The 11,952-nt window shown below is 40.8% G+C and carries 12 protein-coding genes and 1 pseudogene; 8 read left to right on the top strand and 5 right to left on the bottom strand.

The genetic code is table 11. The features are described from left to right. Positions 1–80 precede the first annotated feature (80 nt). On the bottom strand, positions 81–761 hold the full coding sequence (locus tag ACM0OX_RS02810; RefSeq protein WP_414512893.1) for a tetratricopeptide repeat protein: 681 nt from the start codon (positions 759–761) through the stop codon (positions 81–83). A gap of 816 nt (positions 762–1,577) precedes the next feature. Next, positions 1,578–3,551 (bottom strand): acetate--CoA ligase, encoded by a 1,974-nt coding sequence (gene acs / locus ACM0OX_RS02805; protein WP_414512891.1) that lies wholly within the window; start codon positions 3,549–3,551, stop codon positions 1,578–1,580. Between the two features lie 232 nt (positions 3,552–3,783). On the opposite strand from acs, the gene ACM0OX_RS02800 reads away from it, so the two are divergent. The 4 genes and pseudogenes from ACM0OX_RS02800 (at position 3,784) to ACM0OX_RS02785 (ending at position 6,476) form a co-directional block, all read left to right on the top strand. Beyond that, positions 3,784–4,428: a restriction endonuclease subunit R gene (locus ACM0OX_RS02800; RefSeq protein WP_414512889.1), complete on the top strand. Its 645-nt coding sequence runs from the start codon at positions 3,784–3,786 to the stop codon at positions 4,426–4,428. A 29-nt stretch (positions 4,429–4,457) separates the two neighbouring features. Continuing rightward, positions 4,458–5,186, top strand: a pseudogene (locus ACM0OX_RS02795) (Uma2 family endonuclease). Between the two features lie 92 nt (positions 5,187–5,278). Further along, entirely contained in the window at positions 5,279–5,968 is a 690-nt protein-coding gene (locus ACM0OX_RS02790; RefSeq protein ID WP_414512887.1) for a hypothetical protein, read from the top strand. A gap of 67 nt (positions 5,969–6,035) precedes the next feature. After that, the gene (locus ACM0OX_RS02785) at positions 6,036–6,476 is read left to right on the top strand and encodes a hypothetical protein (protein ID WP_414512886.1); all 441 of its coding nucleotides are present in this window, start codon (positions 6,036–6,038) and stop codon (positions 6,474–6,476) included. Positions 6,477–6,568: 92 nt separating this feature from the next. Here ACM0OX_RS02785 and ACM0OX_RS02780 read toward each other — a convergent pair whose 3' ends face one another. The 3 genes from ACM0OX_RS02780 to ACM0OX_RS02770 are packed head-to-tail and all read right to left on the bottom strand — an operon-like array spanning position 6,569 to position 7,259. Further along, a complete protein-coding gene (locus tag ACM0OX_RS02780) occupies positions 6,569–6,820 on the bottom strand; it encodes a type II toxin-antitoxin system RelE family toxin (protein WP_414512884.1) in 252 nt (83 codons plus the stop codon). Continuing rightward, a complete protein-coding gene (locus ACM0OX_RS02775) occupies positions 6,817–7,086 on the bottom strand; it encodes a DUF6887 family protein (protein ID WP_414512883.1) in 270 nt (89 codons plus the stop codon). The genes ACM0OX_RS02780 and ACM0OX_RS02775 overlap by 4 nt, the downstream gene beginning before the upstream one ends. After that, a complete protein-coding gene (locus tag ACM0OX_RS02770; protein WP_414512881.1) occupies positions 7,083–7,259 on the bottom strand; it encodes a DUF6888 family protein in 177 nt (58 codons plus the stop codon). Before ACM0OX_RS02770 ends, ACM0OX_RS02775 begins: the two co-directional genes overlap by 4 nt. A gap of 241 nt (positions 7,260–7,500) precedes the next feature. Here ACM0OX_RS02770 and ACM0OX_RS02765 point away from each other — a divergent pair, with 241 nt between their 5' ends. From ACM0OX_RS02765 to ACM0OX_RS02750, 4 genes are read left to right on the top strand one after another with little or no spacing between them, the layout of a single operon-like run. Next, entirely contained in the window at positions 7,501–7,848 is a 348-nt protein-coding gene (locus tag ACM0OX_RS02765; RefSeq protein ID WP_414512879.1) for a hypothetical protein, read from the top strand. 25 nt (positions 7,849–7,873) lie between these two features. After that, positions 7,874–9,913 (top strand): hypothetical protein, encoded by a 2,040-nt coding sequence (locus ACM0OX_RS02760; protein WP_414512877.1) that lies wholly within the window; start codon positions 7,874–7,876, stop codon positions 9,911–9,913. Further along, positions 9,870–10,556: an OmpA family protein gene (locus tag ACM0OX_RS02755; protein WP_414512875.1), complete on the top strand. Its 687-nt coding sequence runs from the start codon at positions 9,870–9,872 to the stop codon at positions 10,554–10,556. Before ACM0OX_RS02760 ends, ACM0OX_RS02755 begins: the two co-directional genes overlap by 44 nt. 13 nt (positions 10,557–10,569) lie before the next feature. Continuing rightward, positions 10,570–11,949, top strand: coding sequence for an EH signature domain-containing protein (locus ACM0OX_RS02750; protein ID WP_414512873.1), 1,380 nt, complete (start codon positions 10,570–10,572; stop codon positions 11,947–11,949). The last annotated feature ends 3 nt before the right edge of the window (positions 11,950–11,952 follow it).

Raw genomic sequence — 11,952 nt, 5'->3', positions numbered from 1 at the left:
GAAGGTTTGTCTGATTCTTATTGTAATCCTCACGCAAAGACAAAAAACTCTTGCGTCTCTACGTGAGATTCTTATGATGTTTATGAAACACCAGGCTCATCAGCAGTTTTGATCTCTTTTAAAATTCGTTCTACTTGGTTAACTTTTTCACCTCTATTTTGTGTTTTGAAAATATTTAAAGCTTTTTCTAAAGAAGATAGCGCCTCGTCTTTTTTATTTGTTTGCCACAATGCTATTGCAAAATTAGTCAGCCCTTCGCCATAATTAGGATTAATTTCCAGAGCTTTTTGATATTCAGTAATGGCTTCTTGCCAGCGACTTTGGCTTGCGTAAACAATACCGATCGCATTGTAAGCTAGAGCGTATTTTGGCTTGAGGCGAATGGCTTCTCGATAGGAATTAATTGCATCTTCTGGTTTCTTTTGCCGAAAAAGTACATTTCCCAGTTGAAAGTGTCCGAAGGCATCGTCTGGGAATTTTTTAATTAATTTGCGTAAACTTTCCTCTGCACCTGTTAAGTCTCCCTGACTAAATAAACCATTGGCTTGTTGCAGGAGTTGCGATCGCTCTGGTGCATCTGTACCTGAAGCTTGTGCTATTTTTTGTGGTTGTCTCTGTGCAGACTGTTCTGACGAATGTAAAGAAACTTGTCCAGGAACCGCTAAGACTAATGGTGATATCCCCATTACACTGATAATACTCAGCATCATGCAGCCAATAGGTTGAACAAATGCTGATTTGGATTTGCACTTCACCTTCATCGCCCTGAATGCCTCAATAATGTTCTAATCTTTATGATAAATTAGCCTGCGTTAGCGCGTAATGCATCACAAGACAGACGGTAAGGGCAGCATATATGTCATTGGTGTCAACTTAACGTGAAACCCACTTGGTGACAACGTTTTGCCCTCACCCCCAGCCTCTCTCCCATCCGTGCTACGGTGTACACACAAGTCTGTCGCAGTTATATCTTTATTAATAAATCTCACACTGCGTTTCTATCCCGCCTCGGAATGAATTCCGAGTCTCATAGCTAAAGTCCACTCAAGTGGACTAAATGATTAATTCAGTCCACTTGAGTGGACTTCAGCTATCAGCCCTGAACTTTAGTTCTGGGCGGGATTGCCTGTCTGTGTGACAGTTTCACTCTGACAAAAATGTGGGTAGAGAATTTTTCGACTTGTGTGTACACCGTAGCCCATCCGTGAGAGGGGAGCTAGAGATTCAATTCCCCTTCTCCCTTGGGAGCTACAGTGTACACACAAGTCGAAAAAAGCTTGATTTTCCATTCTTCTCTCGTTTATCTCGAACACAAGCTCTACATGGGAATGCTCCTCGTGGAGGCAGAGCCTCCAATCTGGCATTGAGTCAGAGACTCAATGAATGCATTCCCAGCCGGAGACTGGGAACGAGGAAAGTCTTATCAAGCTAGGTTTTTAGGACTTGTGTGTACACCGTAGCCCTCGGGAGAAGGGGGATGAGGGCGTGATGTGTAAAACACCTACCCAATATAGTTTTCGGCTTAAGTTGACACCAATGCATATATCTGCACCCCTACTAAGCTCATTTGGAATTATTTACGTGCCTTCTCTTAACTTATCCAATACGCTCCGATCTTCCAATGTCGAAGTATCTCCAGATACCTCTTGTCCGGCAGCTAGATTTCGCAGCAAGCGCCGCATAATCTTACCCGATCGCGTTTTGGGCAAAGCGTCTGTAAAGCGGATTTCTCCCGGACGTGCGATCGCACCTATTTCTTTGACGACGTGCAGTTTAAGTTCTTTAATCAGTTCTTCACTTCCCTGATAAGTGCCTTCTAGAGTCACAAAAGCAACGACTTCTTCACCCTTAAGCTCATCCGGTTTACCGACTACTGCCGCTTCTGCAACCGCTGGATGCGAAACTAAAGCTGATTCTACTTCCATTGTACCGAGTCGATGTCCTGAGACATTCAGTACATCATCCACACGACCCATTACCCAGAAATAGCCGTCTTCATCTTGCCTCGCGCCATCACCAGCAAAGTAAGTATATTTACCATCTTGGGGCGGAATGTGTTCCCAGTAGGTGCGGCGGAAGCGTTCTGGATCGCCGTAGACTGTCCGCATCATTCCTGGCCACGGATGTCGCACCGCCAAATAACCGCCTTCATTATTGGGTACGGTGTTTCCTTCTAAATCCACGACATCTGCAATAATTCCAGGGAAGGGAAGAGTTGCAGAACCGGGTTTGGTGGGAATTGCCCCTGGTAGCGGTGTAATCATGATACCGCCTGTTTCCGTTTGCCACCAAGTATCCACAATTGGACAGCGATCGCCACCAATAACTTTGTGATACCACATCCAAGCTTCCGGGTTAATCGGTTCGCCAACGGTTCCCAGCAAACGCAACGAAGATAAGTTTCGCGCATTCGGATGGTGTTCGCCCATCTTAATAAATGCCCGAATTGCCGTAGGTGCGGTATAAAAAATATTAACGCCGTATTTTTCAATTACATCCCAGAAACAGCCAGGATTAGAAGCACGGGGCGCACCTTCATACATCACCGTGGTTGCACCGTTGGAAAGAGGGCCGTAGACAATGTAGCTATGTCCCGTAATCCAACCTACATCGGCGGTACACCAATATACATCTGTGTCTTGCAGGTCAAATATCCACTTGGTGGTGATATGGGTATACAAATTATAACCAGCAGTTGTATGTACAACGCCCTTCGGTTTGCCCGTGCTGCCAGAAGTGTAGAGGACAAACAGCATATCTTCGCTGTCCATTGGTTCGGCGGGACAATCTGCTGATACTCCTTTTTGCAAATCATGCCACCAATGATCGCGTCCGCCCAACTGCATATAAGTTTCTTGTCCGGTGCGCTTGACAACTAGGACGTTTTCTATACTGGGAACAGCACCATCAGCTAAGGCTTTATCTACCTGTTCCTTCAGAGGAACGATCGCATCTTTGCGCCAACCACCATCAGCTGTGATTACCAGTTTAGCTTGAGCATCAATTAAGCGATCGCGCAAAGCTTCGGCACTAAAACCACCAAATACTACGCTGTGGGGTGCGCCAATTCTGGCACAGGCTAACATTGCGATCGCAGCTTCGGGAATCATCGGCATATAAATACCGACGCGATCGCCTTTTTGTACGCCTAGTTGCTTCAATACATTGGCGAATTGGCAAACTTCCCGATGGAGTTGGGCGTAGGTAAGGGTACGGGAATCACCTGGTTCTCCTTCCCAAATTAATGCTGCTTTGTTTTTGCGCCAGGTAGTGAGATGTCTGTCAAGGCAGTTGTAAGAAATATTCATCTTACCGCCAACGAACCACTTAGCAAAAGGTGGTTGCCAGTCTAATACTGTATCCCATTTTTGGAACCATTCTAATTCTTTTCCAGCCAAATCTGCCCAAAATTCTTGCGGATTGGCTTTGGCTTGATCGTAGAGACGCTGATAATCTTCCAGGCTTTTGATATGGGCATTCTGTGAGAATTCTGAGGCAGGATGGAAGAGGCGATTCTCTTGTAGGATTGATTCTATAGTTGGTTGAGACATGGTTAGTTATGAGTGCGATCGCTATTGTTACTAAAAACCATTTTTAGCCCAGTTGTGCTAGACAATGTTTAGATTTTCGTTAAGCTGGGTAGAAATTGCCGAGTTATTTAGTTTACATTCATTTTCATCTAGCAAAAGCAAGCGATCAAGAAATGTAAAGAGGTTACATTGCAACCTATCTACTGCCAATGTTGCAAAATATAAGTAGTCTTGACAAGAAAAGCCTGAAATTATGACGCTCACTGTTGAAGCTAGCAGCTTATCTCTCAACGATGTTCATCGCTTTCTCAAACTAGAAAAGCTTTCCAATGGTTCATTTACAGATTTCTTAAGGCTAGAACCACTCTCTGACTTTGAACAGCAGGATTTATTACGAATAAGAAACGACTTTGATCGTTATTTAAGTGCAGGTAAAATTTCTGAAGGGTTGGTTAAATTCTTAACGATCGCACCCTTAATGCGGCTCTCAGGATTCTACGATGTGCCGATTCGGTTGACAATGGAAGATAGCATTGCGATCGCAGTCGAAGATGAAGACAGAAGAATTACCGGGCGGATGGATATTTTAGCCATCAACAATCCTCAAAGTAATATTGCGCCGCCTTTTTGGGTTCTAGTGATTGAAACAAAAAATAGTTCGGTCAACGTGATTGAAGGTTTACCTCAATTACTAACTTATGCTTTTAAGAGTTTAGAGCAACAACCATCAGTTTGGGGTTTGGTAACTAATGGACAGCTTTATCAATTTGTTTATCTAAGACATGACAGCCAGTCAACTTATGAGTTAATGCCATTATTAAATTTGAGTCAATCTCCAGATGCAATTGAGTTATTGCAAGTTTTCAAAGCTATTTGTCAGTTACCGAATTTTCAGTAAAATGAACGCAAATCGCGGGGCGATCGCTGATGTCTGAACCTGCTACTGTAGAATCGATCGCTGACGGTATTTCAGAAGACGAAGTTATTTTTCCTCCTGGTGATATACTGAGCGACGAACCACCCTTGGAAAGTGACCTGCACAGCGACCAAATCGATTTGCTGATTTGCATCCTCAAATTGTGGTGGCGAGATAGGCAAGATTTTTATGCTTCTGGCAATTTGACAATTTACTACAGTCCTAACCAGAAAAAATCAGAATATTTTCGTGGGCCAGACTTTTTTGTAGTTTTGGGAACCCCAAAAAAAGACCGTAAGAGTTGGGTAGTTTGGCAAGAAGACGGCAAATATCCCAACTTGATTGTGGAAATTTTGTCAATTTCAACCACAGCAGTTGATAAAGGTTTAAAAAAACAAGTTTACCAAGATACCTTCCGTACACCCGATTATTTCTGGTTTGACCCTGTAACAATGGAACTTCAGGGATTTCATTTAGTTGATGGCAAGTATCAAGAAATCCAAGTAACCACTGATGGCCGTTTGTGGAGTCAGCAGTTAGAACTTTATTTGGGAGTTTATGAAGGTAAATTAAGATTCTTCACTACTGAAAATCAATTAATACTATCATCAGAATAATTGACACAACAAGAACGTTTACGTGCCAAACAGGCAGAAGAACGCGCCGAACGAGCAGAGCAAGAAATTGCTCGACTGCGGGAGGCTTTACGTATACAGGGCATCGACCTAGAGAATATTTGATTACATCAGGAAATAAACTAAAGACACTTTCAAGTTAAAATCTAGTTATCAATGTGTAAAAAAAGCGTAATCTTCTGAAAGTAGGGCATCGATTGCAAGCACAAGAAATTAAGGATCAGCTAAAGTCCCTTATCGAGCAAGCCTCCTCGATAGATCATAATTTAGCGAGAAGATTAGATGAAATCAATCGTTGGGTAAAAAACATCAAGCCAGGTTCCCTGACTGCAAAACCCTTTGTCATCGCCTTTCTGCTAGAGGTGATTACGGATTCGACAATATGGCTGATGATAAAATCCTTACCTTCAGAAGATGAGCAAAAAGCAAAGTTCGAGATGATGACCCCGATTGAGAGATATTGGTATGGTTATCTCTTTCCCAGATGGTTTAATGCAAGTGACTCCAAGTTTTATATTTGGAAGCAAAAATTGATGGCAGGTGAATTTAATCAGGTTGATAATGATATCATTAGATCAATAGCTCAAGATATTGTTCAGCGAGAAGGTAGTTTTTGGCAGCGTTATATTGCCGACCTTTCAATGGCAACAGATTTAATTGTTAGTCGTAACAATCAACCACTGTGCATTCAAGTTACCAGTGTTAGTGAAGAACTCAATCACCAAAAGTACGAAGCTTGGCAAAATACACTGCGATCGTGGGAAATAGAGAGGGGGCTGTTCTTAAGTTACAATCCCAAGGATGCTAATTTTGTGAACCAGTTAGTCAACGTGGCCCTGTATAACAGTGATTACCTTTCTGGTGGCAAATATTTAAAATTTTCGTGACTTTTCAGGAATTTGATATTTCAGATTTGTGTCTAGCCTACATACTTACGTGCTAATTACAGCTTCTATGGCTAATAAAAGAGAAACTCACTGCAACAATCAAGTAGATACGTTTGCTGAAGCTTTAGCGACAGCGCGACAAATGCAGCAGAACTGGCTAACTTATGGGGTTGATTTTGTCAATATTTACGTTGAAGATGTGGAGGGAGACTGGCTAGAAACGTGGGGACATGATGAAATATTAGGTAATTTTCAATTAGATACTATTAAAGAATTTTTGGTAAGTAATGATAGTGTAGCTGTTAAGGTAAGAGAGCATTTAGGAGAGCGATCGCTGTTTGATTTTGCCGTAAACTTAGAAGAATCTTGGAGAATTTCCCAAACCAATGATAGGTTATCTGCTGTAAAAAATCTGTTAGCTGGTGAAGGAAATAGTATTGATACAGATGACATCAGGTTCTTGGATTTGGCAAATACTCTGGTGGTAAAGTTAGCAGAGATTTTGTGAGATTTTTAGTTGCTTAGTGGTAGAGTAAATTTTGAAGTTTTATTTTGGTTGCGATTGGGTGGCATATAGGCGATCGCTTTTCCAGATAAGCTTTAATAATCTTTAAGATGTGCAATCTTTATCACTGTTACTAGCAAGGGTTGCTCCTGAATCTGGTAAATAATGCGGTATTCACCCAAACGAACCTTATACAGCCGTTCAGTATCCTTCAATGGTTGAGCGTCTTCTGGATGTGGATTTAATGCTAGTTCCTCTAACTTTTGTGCTAGTCGTTGCTGCACCTCTGAGTCCAATTCTGCAATTTTCTGCACAGCTGAAGGTGCTAATGCTACTTGGTAGCTCATATCCCTAGCTCCCTTTTAATTTCTTCAAAGGGTGTTGTCCCCAGCCCTGCAATTTCCTCTAGTACTGTATAAGCATCTCTTACATCGGCCTCATCTAACCTTGCTTCAATTAGCTCATGCATCTGCTCTGTTGAGGTAATTTCAATCCCTGGTTCTTCTCTAAGTTTGTCCGTTAATGCATGAAAAGCTTCTCGATCGTCTCGATGTTCCAACACATAAGCTCTTAACTCTTGTTTGGTCATCGCTTGAAAATTTGCCTTAGTCATAAATATCTTACCCTCCCATTTGGCAATATTTCTACTTCAAAGCTTTGTCCAGCCAGAATGTAAATGCGTGCTGTCCGTTCATCTAATCTCACCAAGTAAATTGGTAGGTACATCTGAGTTAAATCCTGACACACCTTAAATAATTCAATTGCTTGTTCATTAGTTGGTTTCATTCAGCATAATTATCAAAATCACAGTAAAAAATCCCCAATTTGTAGAGTACATTATTGATTCACTGCCTATTCAATAGGAATGATGTTGGGAAAAGGTTAATTTATGCACCTTTTCAATACCCAAAGAAAAATTTGACATTAAAGATTACTTTTATCAATATAACTTTAGCAAAAAAGTTAAATAAGTTTCCATTTTGGGAATTATAGACCTATTGAAGCTCAGGCAGGTAGGTCAAAAGCATTGATTAATGAAACTGCAAAACTATTCTACCCCTCGGTGGAAAAATTGGTTAACGAAATTGTGGCGGTTAACCACGCTTGGAAAGTGGCTAGTGAATTATTTGGAGAAGATTCACCCCTATCTATTTCTTCACGGGATTTAAAAACCTGTTTGCAGGTGCGTTTGTTGCGAAGCTATGCACCAGAACAGGTTTATTTAATTGAGGATAAAAAGACAGAGGGGGAGAGACTTTATAGCTTATGTCTCCGGGAACCTATAGGAGAACGCTTGTATGCAGAGCATCTCCCAATACGGATAGCTGAAGAAGTTTTTACGAATAAAGAATTAAAGCAATTCAAAAAGATATAAGCAAGACAAACAAGAAGGGTGCAGCGTGGAAATAGCAAAAGTTTGGGACATTATTTGGGATAACGAACCTTTTCATTGGGCAATTGCTTTTGTATTAGTAGTTGCAATTATTGTCGAGTTTTGCACATTATTGCAGTATTGGCGCTCAGAGTGTGGCACAACTGGAGCCTCTATTAAATTTTTGAGCAATTTGAAAAATGGTAAAAATGTAAAGCTTTCAAATGAAGTTCGCCAATGGTTAAAAGATCATTTAGGAACCGATGAATCTAGTAGATTCAGACAAAAAGATGGTAATTTCATACTGATAAAGTATCCATCTGTCTTAGCCCACGCCATACCTCGTAGTTCCCTACGCTTCGTGACAACCTTGTGTACCGCCATCGGCGTTTTAGGAACCTTTTATGGTATACAACAGGGACTCCAAGGAATCAATTTATCTACAGAAGATACCAAAGAACTGATGTCCGCCAGTAAAGAGTTGCTGGTGGGAATGAAAACAGCCTTCTCCACTTCCCTAATGGGGCTTGGTTCTGGTAGCTTGTTTACTCTAGTTTTGTTTGGGTGTGATTCGCTAAAACAGAAACGGCGCGATAGCTTGCGTCAGAAATTGAAGGCGATCGCAACTTTAAAAACGGCAGATAACGACAACCGTGAAGTAGCTGAAGCACTTAGTCTTGTAGCAAAAAGCTTGACTGGGTTAAAGCAGCTAAATGCAGAAGGCATTGGTCAAGCTGTAGGTAGGAGTATTGCAGAACAATTCGCCGGCTTAAATCAGTTGTCAGCCCAAGCTATTGGTCAAGCTGTAGGTCGGCAGATTAAACCAGCCTTGGGAGAAATATTCAAAGAACAGAAAAAACTCCGAGAAATTCAAGAAAATCAGGGACAGAGAGTTTTAGAAGAACTCATCAAAGATTTGCGAATTCAGGTACTCGAACCGATTGCAGATCGGCTAGATAAAAGTGCAGAGTTAACCCAACAAGCTTCTGAAGCTGTACTGACTCTACATAGAGAATTGGGCGGTATCTCTCAAAGTTTGGCAAATTCCATCCTGACAATTGAGAACTTTCAAAAAGAGACTTTGATAGAACTCCAAGGATTTGCTAAGAATTTAGGAGGTACTCTCAATCAATTTAAAACAGATACAAGAGATGTTTTACAACTAATAGCCGACGAAATTAATCGAGCTGTAGATCAGAGTATCGAAGGAATGACAGCACAGCGAAGTGCTTTTGAAGTAAGTGCAGTGCAAGCTGCTGCTACTTTCCGGGGAATTCGAGAGGAACTTCAAACAGCGTTACAAGAACGCGCAGCAGTAGAACAGCAGATGCTTCAAGCTACTCGGACTGGAATTATCCAAATTCTCACCCAAGCAAATAGAACCTTTCGTGAGCAAACTAATACTCTACAAACAGTCGGTAATCAAGCTTCTGAGTTGATGAATGATGCAAAGGATAATCTTCTGGCTACTTTAGTAAATATTGATGCGACACTCACAGCGACTCGCCATACAGTAGAAGATGATTTGACAAGATTTAGGGAAGAATATCAAACAAATTTACAGACATTCTTTCAAAAACAAAACAACTTACTTGAGGGGACGCTAGGCAAACAACGAGATGGATTATCTGGGGTTGTGAGCAATCTTGATAAAGTCTTCCGAGAGGAATTTGAAAGACGTAGTAAATTGACCGAAGAAGTAGACAAAAGTATGACTAAAATTCAGGAGTCTGTCGAACAAATTAACAGATTAGTTAGTGCGGCTGGATTAAACGATACACAACGACTAATGCAACTACAAGAACTTGCTCGTGATATTGGCGAACAAGTGAAAATAGTAGACAATTCATACAGAAATTTGAATCGAAAATTTGACGATAGCCTTCAGGCTTGGCAGGGTCATCTTGAAGTTTCTATGCAAAGGACTGTTGACTCACAGTTAAGCTTTTTCCAACAGGCGGATACTTCTATGGCTAGAGTTTGTGGAGGTTTGCTAGAGACAGCAAAAGTTCTAGTTGCTGCACATGATAACCGCCAATTTGGTAATGGTGGAAGCAATCATGGATGATTTTATCAGAGGTGAAATTGATGCAGAGATTATAGAGGATGATGACTCTAGTATCTATCTGTCTATTGGCGATCTGATGTCTGGTTTACTAATGTTTTTTGCTTTGCTATTTATTACTGCACTACTCCAGCTTGCACAAAAGGATGTACCAAAACGGGTAGTAATTGGTAATGTTGTGGGACAGATGAAAAGCAACAATATCAATGTCAAAGTCAACCCAGAAACCGGGGATGTCAGTATTCAAGAATCAATTCTTTTTGCCAAGGGAAGTACAGAACTTAAACCAGAAGGTAAAGCCTTTTTACGCCGCTTTATTCCTGTTTACAGTGGGGTGATTTTCTCAAAAGCAGAATTTGAGCAGGAAATTAGCCGCGTAGTTATAGAAGGTCATACTAGCTCAGATGGAGACGATAAAACTAATCTACAACTAAGCTTGTTGCGATCATCATCAGTTTACAACTACATTTTTTATGATATGAATTTCTCTACCAAAGCACCTTTAAGCCAGAAAATATTGGCTGCTGGTCGGGGAGAAATTGAATCTGACAAAAAACGTGATAATCCAGGCGATCGCAAAGTAGTTTTCCGCTTTCAGTTTCGCAGTGATGAGTTAAAAAAAGATATCGTAAAAACCTCTCTCTAAAGGAGCTACAACTTTGAATTATCAGTTTTCTATTCCTTCCCTACCTGAAACTCCCAAGTGTAGTCCTAATCAACTTATTCAGCTTGCCAGTAACTTACCAGATGTAACAATATCAATACCAAGTGTTGATATTGTATTGATAGCTATTGAACAGGGTAAAGCCGATCAACTAAGTAAGTTAGACTGGATTTACTGCATCTATGCTAAAGCACAGTGGGATCAGCAAAATATTGACCGAGCCAGCAAAACATCAGCAGCTATTTGGAAGGTAGCAATTTCTAACTCATGGCTACAACATCAGCTATTATGGCGTTTAGCTCTTTATCATGGCGATCGGCAAGAACAGGTGTTAGCAAAGTCTTTAGCTGAATCTTTTGATATCTTTGCTAATTCAGTTAGTCACCTGCTACCATTTCAAATTATTCGGGCATTTCGCAGTACACAAGCAGGTATAGAATTAGCAAAACTTGCTTGTGAACAGCGTATTAATCGAACTGAATTGCTAAACACAATCAAAGAAGATTTACCTATTTGGATTCCATTATTTAACAAATTCATAGAAGACATAATGCCCTATTTTACTACAATTCGCTCTCCAAGTCAGCAGCAAGTAAGATGGTTGCTAAGTTGTTTGGATGAAATGTCAGATAGTCATCAAATAAAAGCTGTTAATCATTTGCTAACTAATGTTTCCAATGATATAGCAAGCAATCATTCTTTACTGGTTGATTGGTTGCGAAATAACTATAGAAATGGTGAAAATTGGTATAAACTTTCAGATCCAGCAAGACAAAGATTTCGAGAGTGGATTGGAGGTATCAATTATAGTGATTTCCAAAAGTTAGTAAATCTCATATTGAACAAGCTGGATTTAGAAAACTTCGAGTCAAATCGGCTATGTAGTCGCAGGGATTTTTGGGCTAATTACAGTAACCGCTTTGAACGGCTTCGTATCTTGTTACCCAAGACATCACAAATTGCCATAGGGTATGAAATCCAAGGTGATGTTGATCTATTAGAGGATGATGGTAGCGACCCGACAGAGGTGTGTATATTCGATTTTGGTGAGTGGTTTGTAGTCGAATTCTTTCGTGGAAGAGGTAGTGAGACGCGCCTGTTTCCGAAAAATTCCAGAAATGAGCAAATCCTTTTTGGTGAATCCATGCTTTCAGTCAAGCGGATTCGTTGTCTGGGTGGCGATAAGCACGATCATGAATTTCTTTGGCAATTCTTTTGCCGCCAATGGCTTGCAAATAAGGGAATTAACCCAAATCCAGGTACTGAACCTTACAGAAACCCGACAGCAGATCAATTACAACAGCGAGAAAACAGGCTTGGGCGGTGGAAAAGAGAAATTGAATATCTGGAACGGCAACATCGAGTCTATGTGTGATGT

Origin of the sequence: Nostoc sp. PCC 9305, from assembly GCF_963920915.1 — a bacterium.
Taxonomy (GTDB): domain Bacteria; phylum Cyanobacteriota; class Cyanobacteriia; order Cyanobacteriales; family Nostocaceae; genus Nostoc.
Note: the sequence above shows the minus strand (reverse complement) of the source record. Positions and strands in the feature narration are given on the sequence as shown.